This is a genomic window from Flavobacterium kingsejongi (genome assembly GCF_003076475.1).
GTDB classification, from domain to species: Bacteria; Bacteroidota; Bacteroidia; order Flavobacteriales; family Flavobacteriaceae; genus Flavobacterium; species Flavobacterium kingsejongi.
The window spans coordinates 3,295,883-3,311,267 of the sequence record NZ_CP020919.1 but is presented as its reverse complement, the minus strand read 5'-3'; the positions used below and the strand labels follow the sequence as shown (position 1 = coordinate 3,311,267).

17 protein-coding genes and 3 tRNA genes are annotated in these 15,385 nt (G+C 39.8%); 6 read left to right on the top strand and 14 right to left on the bottom strand.

What is annotated here, in order from left to right:
• Positions 1-50: 50 nt before the first annotated feature.
• The 4 genes from FK004_RS14910 to FK004_RS14895 form a co-directional block, all read right to left on the bottom strand.
• Positions 51-1,034, bottom strand: coding sequence for a DUF3667 domain-containing protein (locus tag FK004_RS14910; RefSeq protein ID WP_108737971.1), 984 nt, complete (start codon positions 1,032-1,034; stop codon positions 51-53).
• Positions 1,035-1,185: 151 nt separating this feature from the next.
• Complete coding sequence (locus tag FK004_RS14905; protein WP_108737970.1) at positions 1,186-1,947, bottom strand: C40 family peptidase; 762 nt, start codon at positions 1,945-1,947, stop codon at positions 1,186-1,188.
• Positions 1,948-2,000: 53 nt separating this feature from the next.
• Positions 2,001-3,179: an acetyl-CoA C-acyltransferase gene (locus FK004_RS14900; protein WP_108737969.1), complete on the bottom strand. Its 1,179-nt coding sequence runs from the start codon at positions 3,177-3,179 to the stop codon at positions 2,001-2,003.
• Positions 3,180-3,386: 207 nt separating this feature from the next.
• Complete coding sequence (locus FK004_RS14895; RefSeq protein ID WP_108738866.1) at positions 3,387-4,181, bottom strand: SDR family oxidoreductase; 795 nt, start codon at positions 4,179-4,181, stop codon at positions 3,387-3,389.
• A gap of 351 nt (positions 4,182-4,532) precedes the next feature.
• On the opposite strand from FK004_RS14895, the gene FK004_RS14890 reads away from it, so the two are divergent.
• From FK004_RS14890 to FK004_RS14865, 5 genes are all read left to right on the top strand, one after another.
• Positions 4,533-4,739 (top strand): hypothetical protein, encoded by a 207-nt coding sequence (locus FK004_RS14890; RefSeq protein WP_108737968.1) that lies wholly within the window; start codon positions 4,533-4,535, stop codon positions 4,737-4,739.
• Positions 4,723-5,433, top strand: coding sequence for an MgtC/SapB family protein (locus FK004_RS14885; protein WP_317046947.1), 711 nt, complete (start codon positions 4,723-4,725; stop codon positions 5,431-5,433). Before FK004_RS14890 ends, FK004_RS14885 begins: the two co-directional genes overlap by 17 nt.
• On the top strand, positions 5,426-6,817 hold the full coding sequence (gene mgtE / locus FK004_RS14880; RefSeq protein ID WP_227871618.1) for a magnesium transporter: 1,392 nt from the start codon (positions 5,426-5,428) through the stop codon (positions 6,815-6,817). Before FK004_RS14885 ends, mgtE begins: the two co-directional genes overlap by 8 nt.
• A gap of 371 nt (positions 6,818-7,188) precedes the next feature.
• Positions 7,189-7,536, top strand: a complete 348-nt coding sequence (locus FK004_RS14870; RefSeq protein ID WP_108736801.1) for an ISAon1 family transposase N-terminal region protein — start codon at positions 7,189-7,191, stop codon at positions 7,534-7,536.
• Positions 7,529-8,512 carry an ISAon1 family transposase gene (locus FK004_RS14865; protein WP_108737667.1) on the top strand — a complete coding sequence of 328 codons (984 nt, stop codon included), beginning with the start codon at positions 7,529-7,531 and terminating at the stop codon, positions 8,510-8,512. The genes FK004_RS14870 and FK004_RS14865 overlap by 8 nt, the downstream gene beginning before the upstream one ends.
• A gap of 325 nt (positions 8,513-8,837) precedes the next feature.
• Here FK004_RS14865 and FK004_RS14860 read toward each other — a convergent pair.
• From FK004_RS14860 to FK004_RS14845, 4 genes are all read right to left on the bottom strand, one after another.
• Positions 8,838-8,911: transfer RNA gene (locus tag FK004_RS14860), tRNA-Arg, on the bottom strand.
• A gap of 33 nt (positions 8,912-8,944) precedes the next feature.
• Positions 8,945-9,019, bottom strand: a tRNA-Pro gene (locus FK004_RS14855).
• Positions 9,020-9,027: 8 nt separating this feature from the next.
• A tRNA-Ser gene (locus tag FK004_RS14850) sits at positions 9,028-9,111 on the bottom strand.
• 200 nt (positions 9,112-9,311) lie between these two features.
• Entirely contained in the window at positions 9,312-9,797 is a 486-nt protein-coding gene (locus FK004_RS14845) for a hypothetical protein (RefSeq protein WP_108737966.1), read from the bottom strand.
• 134 nt (positions 9,798-9,931) lie between these two features.
• On the opposite strand from FK004_RS14845, the gene FK004_RS14840 reads away from it, so the two are divergent.
• Entirely contained in the window at positions 9,932-10,576 is a 645-nt protein-coding gene (locus tag FK004_RS14840; protein ID WP_108737965.1) for a M15 family metallopeptidase, read from the top strand.
• Positions 10,577-10,681: 105 nt separating this feature from the next.
• On the opposite strand, the gene FK004_RS14835 is transcribed toward FK004_RS14840, so the two are convergent.
• From FK004_RS14835 to tsaD, 6 genes are read right to left on the bottom strand one after another with little or no spacing between them, the layout of a single operon-like run.
• Positions 10,682-11,260 (bottom strand): hypothetical protein, encoded by a 579-nt coding sequence (locus FK004_RS14835; protein ID WP_108737964.1) that lies wholly within the window; start codon positions 11,258-11,260, stop codon positions 10,682-10,684.
• Positions 11,260-12,444 (bottom strand): class I SAM-dependent methyltransferase, encoded by a 1,185-nt coding sequence (locus FK004_RS14830; RefSeq protein WP_108737963.1) that lies wholly within the window; start codon positions 12,442-12,444, stop codon positions 11,260-11,262. The genes FK004_RS14835 and FK004_RS14830 overlap by 1 nt, the downstream gene beginning before the upstream one ends.
• Before the next feature lie 7 nt (positions 12,445-12,451).
• Positions 12,452-12,955, bottom strand: coding sequence for a TrmH family RNA methyltransferase (locus FK004_RS14825; RefSeq protein WP_108737962.1), 504 nt, complete (start codon positions 12,953-12,955; stop codon positions 12,452-12,454).
• A 3-nt stretch (positions 12,956-12,958) separates the two neighbouring features.
• Entirely contained in the window at positions 12,959-13,600 is a 642-nt protein-coding gene (locus FK004_RS14820) for a DUF4159 domain-containing protein (protein ID WP_108737961.1), read from the bottom strand.
• A 14-nt stretch (positions 13,601-13,614) separates the two neighbouring features.
• Entirely contained in the window at positions 13,615-14,322 is a 708-nt protein-coding gene (locus FK004_RS14815) for a 16S rRNA (uracil(1498)-N(3))-methyltransferase (protein WP_108737960.1), read from the bottom strand.
• A gap of 1 nt (position 14,323) precedes the next feature.
• Positions 14,324-15,346 carry a tRNA (adenosine(37)-N6)-threonylcarbamoyltransferase complex transferase subunit TsaD gene (gene tsaD, locus FK004_RS14810; RefSeq protein WP_108737959.1) on the bottom strand — a complete coding sequence of 341 codons (1,023 nt, stop codon included), beginning with the start codon at positions 15,344-15,346 and terminating at the stop codon, positions 14,324-14,326.
• Positions 15,347-15,385: the final 39 nt, after the last annotated feature.

The window sequence follows — 15,385 nt, the reverse complement described above, 5'->3', positions numbered from 1 at the left end:
CCCGGCCTTCACAGGTACGGGAGTTTTTATATGGATTTGTATGCTTTTGCCTAATGGATGTTTAATACGCTATAGATGAATAATACCAGAAGCAATAGGGTTATAAAAAACATATTGATAACAAAGAGTACCATTCCCTTTAGCCTGGAGATTGCTTTTCGCTCACCATAGAATTTGCTATGTGAGCGGAAGAAATAAAAGAAAGACCAGGCTAAAAATCCCAGATGCATGATCCCATCTATTTCCATCCAATCGACCAGGGATAACAAAGAACCTATAAGGAACGGGATCAGATAGGAAATCAGCAAAAACGAAAAATAGTGCAGCGTAAAAATGCCGTGATCAAAGAAATACCATTTCTTTTTGTTGTGCATTACCCATAAGCCAAAAGCAAAAAAGGGCATGTAAATGAATAGTACTTTGGGCACATTATGGAGGAAGGACTCCCGGAATTTTTCACTAAAGCCTTCCTTACGGGTATTTTCCTTTATTTGGATGAGTTTAGTTGCCATCCAGTGATTCATGCCCTTAAGCCTTTTTGGGGGTGGCAGTGTTTTTTGTATAGAATCCATTTCGTGGATGCTATTAAAGTTGTATTCAGAAATGTAAGCTAAGTCATCATTATCGCGCCCTCTCTGTTGTCCTGAAGTAGCTTCATCTTTTTTTTCTAATTTCAGTGCTTCATTGAGGTTACGGTCTGTTTCCGCTTCATTATCATCAGATTGTAATAATCCCACGGTCAGGAAGGTAATAAAACTGATAAAAATATACAGTTTAACAGGAGGTACATACAGTTGCCTTTTACCTGCTAAATATTCTTTGGTAAGGACTGCGGGTTTAAAAAGGAGGGTTTTTATTGTTTTCCAGAAGTAGTTGTCATAATGCGTAAAATCTTCAAAGAAGTGCGTTACTAAATGTGCAAAAGATTGACGTGTTTCTGTGTTTTCCTGTCCGCAACGGGAGCAAAACCGGTTTTCAACGACATAATTGCAATTCAGGCAAGTTCGGTCTTTTCGTAAGTGATGGTGCGCCATAAGAGGGAAGCAAGTTTTGAATTAACAGAATATTGGCAAATATCGTAAATTGGCTGTAGTAACCTACGGTAAACCCGCATTTATTTTAGGGTTAATTCCTGCAAAGCAAAAAAAACCTGTTCAGAAGAACAGGTTTGGTATTGATAAACTATTATATAATTTTTTTAATTACCCGGAGTTTGTGGGTATGCCTTTTGGTATCTACATTATAAATCCCCAAGTGGTCGAGCCGGTCAATGCGCACTTTACCATGGGCATGGATGATATAATTATTATCCATGATCATACCAACATGGATGATCTTGCCTTCTTCATTGTCAAAAAAGGCCAGGTCGCCGGGTTCGCTCTCTTCAATAAAGCTTAGTGCTTCTCCCATTGCGGCCTGCTGTGATGCGTCACGCAGTATTTTATAACCGTTTAACTTGTATACCATTTGTGTAAACCCGGAACAATCAATACCGTAAGGCGTCTTACCGCCCCATAAGTAAGGGGTATTCAGGTACATAAAAGCAGTGTTGATCAGATTCGATTTTGGCTTTGTCCCGGTAATCTTTAGGCCTTCAAACTCAAAATTGGACGTATTGATGTTTTGATGGTTCAAAAATGTAAGGGATGCCCCCAATGGAATAGGGATCAACAGGTTATTCGGCGCTGTAATGTATTCGATCAGATCGGAATTCAATACGAGTGAATCCTCCTGCAATTGAAAGTATTCATTTTCAGAAATTGACTGGTACTGCTTGTTATCAATCCACCCGGTATAATCGTCGAAGGCCAGTTGGATCTTACTCCATTCCGGATTTTCCTCAATAATTTGAAAGTGTTCTCCAAACAATACCTGCGAAACTAATTCACTTCGGTGATTGGGCTCACTTCTTAACGGGATGATGGCTAAATTGCAGATTCCGAACATTACTTAATTTAGATAAAAATACAAAACTAAGACTAAAAAAATTACTTTACAAATTAGATTCTCTCAATCACCATTGCAGAAGCGCCACCGCCACCATTACAGATTGCAGCTGCACCGATTTTTGCGTTGTTTTGTTCCAGTACATTCAGTAACGTAATCAGGATTCTAACTCCGGAACATCCCAGTGGATGGCCTAATGAAACCGCTCCTCCGTTAACGTTGATTTTGCTGTCATTCAATCCAAGGATTTTAGCATTAGCAATCCCTACTACTGCGAAAGCCTCGTTGAATTCGAAGAAATCTACATCTTCGATAGCTACACCTGCTTTTTTAAGTGCTTTTGGTAATGCTTTTGATGGAGAAGTTGTAAACCATTTTGGCTCCTGTTCTGCATCAGCATATCCTGTGATATAAGCCAATGGTTGTAGTCCCAATGCTTTTGCTTTTTCTTCAGTCATCAGGATGACAGCACCTGCACCGTCATTGATTGTAGAAGCATTGGCAGCTGTTACTGTACCGTCTTTAGTAAAGACAGGGTTTAATGCAGGAATTTTATCCAATTTTACATTGGTATATTCCTCATCGCGGGTTACCATTATCGGATCTCCTTTGCGTTGTGGCACCGCTACCGGTACTACCTCGTTATCAAATTTTCCTGCTTCCCATGCTTTTGCAGCGCGCTCATAAGACTGGATTGCATTGGCATCCTGCTCTTCTCTTGTAATTTTATATTCTGTAGCACATAAGTCGGCACATACTCCCATGGCATTATTGTCATAAGCATCCGTAAGGCCATCTTTTTGCATACCGTCAATCATTGTCGCAGGACCAAATTTGTTCCCGTTTCTCATGTGTACATAATGAGGGATCATGCTCATGTTTTCCATTCCACCAGCAATTACAATTTCAGCGTCACCGCTTAAAATTGCCTGTACGCCCTGTGATACGGCTTTCATTCCGGAAGCACAAACTTTATTTACTGTTGTAGCGATTACAGAATCCGGTAATCCTGCAAAACGTGCTGCCTGACGGGCCGGAGCCTGTCCAACACCAGCCTGGACTACGTTACCCATGATAACTTCGTCTACCAGGTTGATATCTAAATTAATTTTTCCTAACGCACCTTTAATCGCTGCAGCGCCCAGTTGTGGAGCAGAAACAGTAGATAAAGCTCCCATAAAACTTCCAATTGGTGTTCTTGCAGCCGATACGATAACAACTTTTGTATTCATAATATATATGTTTGAATGTGGTTTTAAGTTGCGAAATTAATTAAATTTTATTTATAAAAATATACAATATTTAATTTTTATCGGTGATTGACAGTAAAAACTGATGATAATAAAATCTAAAGCCTTTATTAAAGTACTATAACATTCCACATGCTCTTTGTTGAATAAGCATTTATTAAAGCCATTTTTATGGGAAAACCGCTAAAATTATAGTGTTGGGATAGTACCTCCGTCTATAGTATAATTAGCACCGGTGAGGTAAGCGGCTCTTGGCGAAACAAGAATGCCGACCAGTTCAGCTACTTCTTCAGGCTGTGCAGGCCTTCCCATAGGAATTCCACCCAAAGCTGCCATCAATTCATTTAATGCTGCTTCGTGGGTACTGCCGGAATTTTCGGCAAGGCGGTCAATCATGCGCTCCGCAGCTGTGGTTTGGATAAATCCGGCAGATACTGTAAGTACCCGGACACCTTTGGGGGCTACTTCATTAGAAAGGCCTTTGCTATAATTGACCAGCGCTGCTTTTGCTGCTGCATAAGGCAGCGTGGATTCATACAAGGGAAGCTTCGCCTGTATAGAGGCAATGTGAATGATTACACCGCCACCCTGAGTAATCATATAGGGTAATAGCCCTTTGTCCATTCGTACAGGTGCCAAAAGATTAGTCTGTAATGTGGCCTCCCAATGGGAATCGGTCAAGGCATTCCATCCACCGCCCGGCGTTTCGGAACCGCCCATGTTATTGATCAGGATGTCCACACCACCAAAAGTTGCCGTGATGGCCTCTACTACTTTTTGTGTACCGGTTGGGGTACTGAGATCGGCAGCGATAAAATGATACTTTTCGTCCAGCGCATCTGGTGTATTCCGGGCTGTTATGATAACCCGGGCCCCGGCTTGTAACAAGCGTGCTGCAATTGCTTTTCCGGTTCCTTTGGTACCGCCTGTAACCAAGGCTGTTTTGCCTGATAATTCCATCTGGAATTGTGATTCGTTTTTCATCTTGTTGTTAATTTTGATCAAAGTTGCGGATAAAGGGAACGGCATACAAGTACGGATAATCGAATCCTATAGGGATTTATTAATCCGTATGGGCTTTACAATAAGGAAATTGGATTGGGGAATTTATGTTTGGAGCAGGCTCTAATAGTATTCTAATTTTTTTCTAAAATATCTCTAACGCCTTTTCCGGAGAAGTCGTTTTACTTTTGTAAGACAATAAAGAATGCATAATCAAATACTATTATTATGGATATCGAACCCCCTCATTGTTGTTTTAATTATTAACCTCCTGCTTCTGCACGAATTCCTTTTTTGGTTTTCCCCGTAGTAGTAGGGAAAATCTAAAAAAAAATGTTTGGATTAAAATTCGTACCAAAATTAAAGAGATCGAAGCAGCACGGTACTGTTGAAAATCTCGCCCCTGAGACCATGCCTTATATTGCTATAGGGATTGCAGGGTACCTGGATGTGATTACGTATAAAACGATAAGTACTCCTGTAGCAACGCCCCGGCGAAAGAAGCACCGAAAAAATCAGTACAATGATGCCAATATTTGAATTTGCACTACGTCTGGGATGGGCAGCAGCACTTGGTGTGACGATAGGTTTTGAAAGGCAGTGGCGCCAAAAGAGCGCCGGGCTCCGGACCAATACTTTAGTTTCCTTAGGTGCAGCAGCTTTTATTCTCCTGTCGGTATCGATTACGGGAGAATCCGGTGATCCGGGGCGTATTGCGGCACAGATCGTTACCGGAATTGGTTTTTTGGGCGCTGGGGTCATCATGAAAGATGGCCTAAGCGTACAGGGATTGAACACTGCAGCAACACTATGGTGTTCCGCTGCTGTAGGGGCATTGGCAGGGTTGGGATTATTTGCCGAATCTTTTGTGGTGGCAATAGCCATTATGCTGACCCATTTGTTCCTGAGGCCGGTAGGCCTAAAAATGAACCGGCTCACGTTTAGGGCTACAGAAGACAGCCTGTATTTCTATTCTTTCAAAATACGATGTAAGGAGCAGGTAGAAAATCACTTGCGTGTGCTGATGCTGGGCTTTTTAAAAAACGATGTGCATTTGCAATTGCGTTCCCTGAAAAGCAGTGATAATGGAAGTGTGGGATACGCCTATGTGGAAGCGGAAATTCTGGCCAATGGCAACCATGACCTGGAAATGGAAATATTAGCCGGCAAACTTACTGTTGAATATGGAGTGACACAGGTGAGCTGGGAAGTAAATGGCGAACAAAATGACTAATAGAATGAATATACTGGATTTAAAAAAACTGGCGAAGGAATTTCAGGATATCGATCAATTGATCCAGGTAATCCCTTTATTGAAAAAGATGCCGACGGTTGAAGTGGCAGAGGTATTATTGCGACTGGATACTTTTTACATCATGGACCTGCTTTTTCGATTCAGCCCGGAACAACAAGGCTTATTGTATGCCGAATTTCCGGTTCGCCTGCAATTGGATATATTCCAGGGATTGAGCAAAAAGAAATTTGTTTCTTTTTTTGAGAATATGCCGTCAGAAAACCGGGCGGATCTATTTCAGCATTTCAGTCAGGAAGAACAGGTTTTGCTATTGCCCTATTTGTCTAAAAAAGTGCAGGAGAATGTGATCGAACTGAGTTCCTATCCTCCTGAAACGGCTGGGGGAATCATGAGTACCGATTTTGCTACGGTGGTAAAATCGATGTCCTGTGCAGAGGCTATCGCCAAAGTACGGAGTGATGCACCCTCCAAGCGTACGATCTATTATACCTATGTAGTAGACGCCGATCAGAAAATCCAGGGTTTTATCACCTTGAAAGACCTGATTCTGGCGCATCCGGAAACGCTGGTGGAAGAAGCCCTGCATACTGACTTTGTATGGGTGTATGTGGATGAGGATCGAAAAAAAGTAGCTGAAAAAATTGAGAAATATGATTTGGTTGCCATACCAGTACTGAATAGGGGAAATCAGCTTGTGGGGATCGTAATGCACGATGATGCCATTGAAATCATACGGGCAGAGCATACGGAAAACATGGAGAAATTCATGGGGATTGTCCCTGCCAGAGAAGAATCTGCCTATCTTGATACGTCGAGCTGGAAGCATTTTAAGAAACGGATGGTCTGGATTGTGTCGCTGGCAGCAGTTGGGATTATTTCAGGGCTGATTATCCATAGCTATGAGAATGCACTGGAAAAATTATTAATACTGGCTTTATACATGCCTATGGTAGCAGATACGGGAGGTAATTCAGGAAGCCAGGCGGCAACTGTGGTTGTACGGGCCTTAGCATTAGGGCAGGTAACACCCCGAAGCTGGCTGCGTATCTTATGGAAAGAAGCTAAAATCAGTCTTCTGTTAGCGTTGTGTTTGAGTGTGCTGGCCTATGGGAAAGTGCTTTTTCTGAGCTGGGAAACGGAAATCCCGACAGCTTATAGTTTAGAATCCATTGCGTTTATGATTTCCTTGGCACTGGCATTGCAAGTCATTACAGCCACGGTGATAGGAGCAGGGCTGCCTTTGCTGGTGAATCGTTTTGGAGGCGATCCGGCGGTGGCCGCAAGTCCTGCAATTACTACTGTGGTTGATATAACAGGATTGCTGATTTACTTTGGAATGGCGACGCTCTTTTTTGCGCTTTGAGTAGCATAGTGGGATTAGAATGAAATCGAGCATAGCAAATTGTAGTACAAAAGAGGAACTATTATGAATTTTGATACTGTGTTTTTAATGAATTTATGTAAAGCCGTGAGTTTAACACGTAGCATTCACCTATCTTGCTGTTGTGCTTTTGGGATGTGGGGTAGTATCTAAAGTCGCTAAAGCCAAATTATATGGGAAAAAGCTTAATTCTATGAAAAAACTATTTACATTCTTATTATCTACATTTGCTTTTCTGTATGGGGTCTTAACCGATTCCGAATTGTATTTTAAGATAATTATTTCGGATCAAGAACAAAAGTTGGGGAGGAATGTCAAAATAAAATCAGAAATTTGCAATCTAAGAATTTGATATGACCCCAATAGAGCTATTGAAGTTTATGCTTCCTGATTTTTTAGTTGACCATTTTGAAGTGGTTTCTTCTACTAATACAGAAGAAATATTACACCTATACTTTGAAGAGAATGCCAAACCTCCGTCAGAATTTAATGGACTTCAGTTAATCTCAAAGGGTTTCCAGGATGAGATCACTATTCAGGACTTTCCTTTGAGAGGGAAGTTCGTGTATCTACACATCAAAAGACGTCGCTGGACCAATAAAGACACAAGTGAGATCGTTAAAAGAGATTGGAATCTAGTTGCCAAGGGAACCCGCATGACTCAGGAGTTTGCGGCTTTTTTAAAAGAAATTAATAGATAAAACTGCTATTGACTGTCATACCATTGGAGGTTTCTTTGGAGTCAATGGGAAAAAGTTACAAAGACAATACAAAAAACATTTAAGCTCCTTTAGTACGTGGGCTCAACGTGAACATGCACATGAGTGGATTATTTATCCTGAAAATATAGGTACCCACTTGTCAATTGATGAAGTAGCCTTGTCTCAGGGTGAGCTTTTTACTATTGTAACCAATAAGGAAGCTAAAGGTAAAAAAGGTTGCCTAGTTGCTATTATTGCAGGGACAAAGGCAGATCAGGTCATTGAACATATCTGTAAAATTGATTACAAAAAAAGAAGTTGGGTTCAAGAAATAACACTTGACATGGCTAATTCCATGAAGTTGATTTCCAAAAAATGTTTTCCAAAAGCGGTACAGGTTACCGATAGATTTCATGTTCAAAAATTAGCTCTAGAAGCATTACAGGAGATTAGAATAAAATATCGTTGGGAAGCGATGGATACTGAGAATCGATTCATATTACAAGCGGAAAAAGAAAAAAAAACTTATCTCCCAGATCTTTTATCTAATGGAGACTCTGTAAAACAGTTGCTCGCCAGAAGTAGATATGTTCTTTATAAATCCCGCGATAAATGGACCGAAAGACAAAATGAACGAGCCCAATTGTTATTTGGCTTATATCCCGATATTAAAAAGGCATACAGTTTAACCCAACAACTACGAGGTATTTACAACAATCATAACAATAAACACGTTGCGATGACAAAATTGGCACATTGGTACAGGAATGTAGAGGAGTCAGGGTTTAAAAATTTTAATATCCTTTTAAATACTATAACGGTTAATTACCAGTCAATCTTAAACTATTTTGACAATAGAAGTACAAATGCTTCAGCAGAATCTTTTAATGCTAAAGTAAAAGCATTTAGAAGTCAATTTAGAGGAGTGCGTAAAGTAGATTTCTTCTTATTTAGATTATCTAATCTTTTTGGGTAATCCCCAAGCTTTGCGTTTGATCCAAAATAAACAGCTAAAGAATAAAGTTCATAAGTAGAATGTACTTAAGTAGTACAGTCAAAACGCCTCTATATGTCTATTGCTTATAGAGGCGTTTTAAATACATAGTATAATGTACTAAGCAGATACTTAGCTTTTTATCATTTCCGCCAACCAAAAGGGATTTATTTTTAATATTATAATCCGCGAAAAATCCGCGATTTTGGTTTAAAAAGGGTCGATTTGTGTCGGTAAAAGTATAAAAATAAAGATTATGGAAACGTGTATAAACAACAAAACCCCTGTAAAACAGAGGTTTTGGTTGTGAACGCAGAAGGATTCGAACCTTCGACCGCCTGCTTAGAAGGCAGGTGCTCTATCCAGCTGAGCTATGCGTCCATAATTTCAAATTCTTTCCTTAGGAAAGTGTAGTCGGGGTGGCAGGATTCGAACCTGCGGCCTCCTGCTCCCAAAGCAGGCGCGATAACCGGGCTACGCTACACCCCGAAAAAAAGCGGAGAGACAGGGACTCGAACCCTGGCGACGATTGCTCGTCGACAGATTAGCAATCTGCTCCGTTACCACTCCGGCACCTCTCCTGAAATAAGTTGGTAAAACTTACCCTTTTTTGCGGTTGCAAATCTAAGCATGTATTATGTTTCCTGCAACTATTTTGAGGATTATTTTTAATAAATTTTATGATTATTTTTAAAATCATTCATACTCAAATATATAGCGTCAAAAAAAAATGCGGCTACTTTTTGTAAGAGCCGCATTTAAGAAAGATGAACTAAATTAATTATTCAATATAAGTTTTATTCCCGTTACTGTTGATGTAATACTTGCCGCCTTTAGGGCCGGTATATACTTTTTTCCCATTGTAGGTACCTGTAACTTTATCTTCGCCAACAGCAGCTTTCACATCCGCTTTCACCGTCTTAGCTTCTGTTTTTACTTTTGAAGCAGCAGTCTTCGTATCAGCTTTTACGTTGTCAGCTGCTTTTTCTGTTTTGCTTTCTACTTTTTTAGCGGCAGCTTTTGTATCTGCTTTTACTTCCTTCGCTCCTTTATCCACTTTGTTCTCTACTTTCTTAGTAGTAGCCTTAGCGTCTTCTTTTACCTCTTTAGCTTCTTTTTTAGTTTTGTCAGCGGCAGATTTTGCAGTGGACTTAACATCGTTTTTTACTTCTTTAGCATCTGCTTTGACTTTTTCCTTAGTGGTAGCCTGAGAAAAAACAGAGCAGGAAAGCAGTAATGACAGGCAAATCGTTAATAAATTTTTCATAATTGGTTTATTTTTAAAATTGTACTATAAAAGTAATAATTTTTTAATAAAAATAATTTTTTGGGACTAAAAATAAAAGGAGGTTTCTAAAGTTATTTTAAACCTGTATTTTTACGGTTACTGATATCACGCGTATGAAATATTTTATCTTAAGTTTTGGGCTGTCTATCTTCACTTTTTGCGGTGCAACAAGGCTGGAGCACTTTGAAACAGGAAGTTTTCGAAGCCATTCCTACAACTCGCCCGTTACGGATACTATAGAACCCCAGGACACTGCCTTTGTGAATTTAAATGCGTACAGTTCCGATTTTAATTATGACATGCGTTATGCTACCCCAAATAATTTTTTGAAGGCAAAGGTGTATGATTGTGCCGAATGCTATCTTCGTTATGCTACAATTAAAGCGCTCTTGGCGGCGAATAAGGAATTTGGGGCACTGGGGTACAAGATTACGATTTATGACTGCTACCGCCCGTTGGAGATCCAAAAAAGGATGTACAAAATTGTTCCGGATGCCCGATATGTAGCGAATCCTAAAACTGGATCAATACACAACCGTGGTGGAGCGGTTGATATTTCTTTAATTGACAGCACAGGAGCAGTTGTACCGATGGGGACTGAATTCGATCATTTCGGGAAAGAAGCACATCAGGATTATACAAAGTTATCCCCTGAAATAAGAGCCAATAGAAATTTGCTCCGTGAGATCATGGAGAAAAACGGGTTTGAATCCATTCGTACGGAATGGTGGCATTTTAACCTAAAAGGATCTACATAGTATGGAGTGTCCAACTTTGTATGGCCCTGTGAATAAGTTCACCCTGGGCCAGTGTTCGATTAAAAAATGAGTAATTTTTTAATTTAATACAATAGCGTTAAAAAGCTATTCTTCAATGCATTTGAAGTAATTAATAAAGTAGGTTTCAGGAGCATAATTCCCTTTTATGGTATCTGATTTTAGTTCCTTATTGAAGATGTAATCAACGGTGTTGTCAGCGCCATAGCGAACACGCATTAATACAACCGGGTACTTCTTCAGGTCTTCCAAATCGGCTTTCATGAAGAGGAAATTTGAAGTCAGCAGGTTGATGTTGTATTGTTTTGATTCATCCGGAATAATAGTTCCGCAATTGTTATTTTCCTCCGCTGCAATTAAAGTGTAAATTTTACCATTGGTCAACTGGAAATAGATTCTGGAGTTTTTATCAAAACAGCTTACTTTTTGAAAGTCTTTTGTTTTGGTGATGGTCTGGAAATTCAGCATCGGATACCCGCTGACGTTCATCAGGGAAAGAAACACATACTTCGTGGTATTACCAAATACCATTTCATTTACCAAATATTTTTCTGTGGTTTTGAGGGTTCCGATAGAATCGCTGATATTGGTTTCATAAACACAATTTTTTTGTGCTGTCAGGGTAAGGGTTCCGAAGAAAAATAAGGTAAGTAGAAGACGCTTCATTAGGTGTTTTTTATTTTGGTGCAAATTAAGATTATTTTGTTAGTATTTACATCTGTTGTAAAAAAACAATAATCATCGCCACCATCGTTTATTTTCCATTTTTTACGGATGTTTTCTACGCTATCCGGGAAATTGCGGGTAGTGATATTTACTTTTTTGCCTTTGAACTGGCTCATCTCCTTTTTTTGATAAGGCACAACAGATTGAATTTCAAAGCGCCTTCCCGGAAAATCAATTAACTTCCCTGAAGTGTAGAGATGGGAATGCTGGTGTAATTTTTCCACATGGAAAGTGCTGCTTATCGCATCAAAACTACCGGATTTCATAATGGCGCTATTGGGTTCGTAAAGGTATTTTTTGGGTAAGCTATACTGTACGTCAGCAATTGATTCTTTATGAGTGCTTTGAAAATATTCCATACCGCTATTGGTGATATTGACTGTTTTCAATGTAATTGCACCATTGTAACCTTTTGATAATTCCCATAGCAGTTCTTTTACTTCGTTCTCAACTGCGACGATATGGATATTTTTGACATGAGAAAGTTCTGAAATACCAGAGCTTAGATCCAGAATGGGAGCTGTTTTGATCAGGAGCGCATCGGTATGCTCAAAATAAAAGTCCAGCAATTCCGGTACATTTGGAAGGCAATCCTGTAACATAAATACTTTTCCCTTATGATCACTCCTGCGGGAAGGATCGATATAGATCCAGTCCAGTTTTTCCGGTATGGTTTTAAGGATTTCAGTACTATCCCCTGTAATACAGGTTATACTGTCGATTCCAAGTGCTTGGAAATTATGACGGACAAGTGTGGATAGTTCGGGATTGATCTCACAATGAATTACTTTTTTTACGGCTTTGGCAAAATAAAAATCATCCACACCAAAGCCGCCCGTAAGGTCAATAAGTGTCTCACCGGAAACGATTTGGGATTTATACAAAGCCGTTTTTTCAGAAGAAGTCTGTTCTATTGAAATTTTAGCAGGATAGATAATATCCGTAGCATTAAACCAGGTCGGGAGTTTTTCTTTTGATTTTGTTTTTGCAGCAATCTGGTTTAGGATTTCAAGCCATGAAACAGCAGGGAAGGGGTTTTTCTGTAAGGCAAGACGGGTGATGTCCGCACCGATGTGGTCCTGGATAAAGTGTTGTATTTCCGGTGCTAAAACAGGATTTTCCAATGCTGAGTTATTTAATTTGATTGATGATTTCATATAATGCAATAGCCGCTGCCTGAACCACATTCATGCTGCTGTTGGTACCATGCATCTGGATATGGACGGTCTGGTGTGCAATTTCTAAAAAATCCTGTTGGATGCCATGCACTTCATTACCAATAATTAAGGCTATTTTTTGGTCTTTGTTCAGTTCGATGTCTCGTAAATCTTTGCTGGTAGCGGTAATTTCGAGTGCTATAATAGTATAATTTTCCTCCTGTAGCCTTCGGATTATTTCTTTCCGGTCGGTTATAACTTCGTGTGGTACCGTTTTATGGGTATTGCGGGATGTCTTATGTATTTTGCGGTAGTTGAATGCTGGATTTTCATCATAAAAAAATATTTTAGACACTCCAAAAGCATCTCCTGCCCGAAATAATGAACCAATATTGTCCAGAAAGCTGATGGTATCACTTACAATTACTACTGGAAAAAGGGTTTTGGTGGAAAAATTCTGCTCGTGGACTAATTGCATTCCTTAGTTATTAAAGACATAATTGATGATATTGGCGCCCATCTTTAGTGCTTTTTCGCGTACTGCTGCCGGATCATTATGAACTTCAGCATCTTCCCATCCGTCACCAAGATCGCATTCATACGTGTAAAGGCACACTAATTTCCCCCCAATAAAAATACCAAAAGCCTGAGGTCTTTTTCCATCATGCTCATGTATTTTAGGCAGCCCACCTGGAAAAGCATAGGGTTTCTGGAATATGGCATGGGTAGCCGGGATTTCTACAAAATCACTGCCCGGGAACACCTTTTTCATTTCTTTCCGGATGTATGTATCGATACCGTAGTTATCATCAATATGAAGAAAACCGCCGGCAGTAAGGTAATTTCTCAGGTTGTTTACATCATATTCATTAAAAAAAACATTGCCATGCCCTGTGAGATGCACAAAAGGATAGGATAATAAATCCGGGCTGGATAACTCTACAGTTCCGGGCTTGGATTTGATGCGGGTATGGATGTTCTGATTGCAAAATTTAATCAGGTTGGGCAACGAGGTCGGATTACCATACCAGTCACCACCGCCATTATATTTCACCAAAGCAATTTCCTGCGCATGAGCATTACAGGATAAGATCAGTAAGAGCAGGCCTATGATTTTTCTCATACGGGGGATACTATTTAGACTTCATTTGTAAAAACAACACTATGGCATGCTACAACTGCAGCCGTTTCAGTACGTAACCTGGTATTTCCTAAAGAAACGGGGATATACTCTAATTGTAGCGCTTTTTGAATTTCTTTTTCAGAAAAATCGCCTTCCGGGCCTATCAGGATCAGGATATCCTGTTTGGGTTTTAAAATGTCTTTTAGCAGCTTTTTATCGGTCTCTTCACAGTGCGCAATACATTTCATGCCTTTCTGGGGCGCTTCTATAAAATGAGCGAAAGCGACAGGAGGATTGAGTTTTGGCAGGTAACACTGTAACGATTGTTTCATTGCGGCCTGTAGGATCTTATCGAATCGTTCTTCTTTGATAAACTTCCTTTCCGAGTGATCACAAATTACAGGAGTGATCTCCTGAATTCCCATTTCAGTAGCTTTTTCAAGGAACCATTCAAAACGATCATTCATTTTGGTAGGGGCGACTGCAAGATGCAGGTGATACCCCGGTTTTTCTTTTTCTTCAGAAGCAATGATTTTTACGGTACATTTACGTTCAGATCCCATAATGATTTTGGTGGTAAATAAAAAACCTAAGCCATTGGTTACATGAAGTGTATCGCCTTCTTTTTTGCGTAAAACTTTAACAATATGACGGCTTTCTTCCTTGTCAAAAGAAAATTCATCGCTACTGGGTGTAATATCAGGATTATAAAATAATTGCATGTTAAAATTCAATTCGTGCTTTAGAGACTACAGCAGCATTTTCAAAATTATGGACTAAGAACTTTTGATAACCTGCAATTCCAATCATAGCAGCATTATCGGTGGTGTATTCAAATTTTGGAATAAAGGACTTCCAGTTGTACTTTTTCTCTCCGTCTTTGATTGCCTGTCGTATGCCGGTATTGGCAGAAACACCACCACCTATGGCGATCTGATGAATTCCGGTTTGTGCAACGGCTAATTTTAGTTTATCCAATAGAATTTGTACGATCGTATACTGAATGGAAGCACAGATATCATTTCTATTTTCGGCAATAAAATCAGGATTCAAAGCTACATTCTTTTGGACAAAATAAAGAATTTGTGTTTTTAGGCCACTGAAGCTAAAATCAAGACCGGGTACTTTTGGTTTTGTAAATGGAAATGCTTTTGGATTTCCTAATTGGGCATATTTATCGATCAAAGGACCGCCAGGATAAGGCAGGCCAAGGATTTTAGCGCTCTTGTCAAAAGCTTCACCAACAGCATCATCTGTAGTCTCCCCAATAATTTTCATATCAAAAAAACCATTTACCTGAATGATTTGTGTGTGGCCACCACTAATAGTCAGGGCCAGGAAAGGAAATTCCGGTTTATCAAAACCTTCTTCATCAATAAAGTGCGCCAATATATGGGCATGCATGTGGTTAACGGCAATTAATGGGATATCCAGTGCTAAAGCCAGGGATTTGGCAAAAGAACTTCCGACCAATAGCGATCCCATCAGGCCCGGGCCCTGCGTGAAGGCAATAGCATCAAGCTGGTCCTTATTGATGTTGGCTTTTCGTAATGCCATATCGATAACCGGGACAATATTTTGCTGGTGGGCACGGGAAGCCAATTCCGGTACAACACCACCATATTCGTTGTGTATGCTCTGGTTGGCAACAATATTAGACAGGATTTTATCGTTCTTCAATACTGCAGCGGCAGTGTCGTCACAAGAACTTTCGATAGCTAAGATAAAAATGGGCAGATTTCCCATAGACAGACGCAAATTTTGAATTATATTTGACAAATTTAA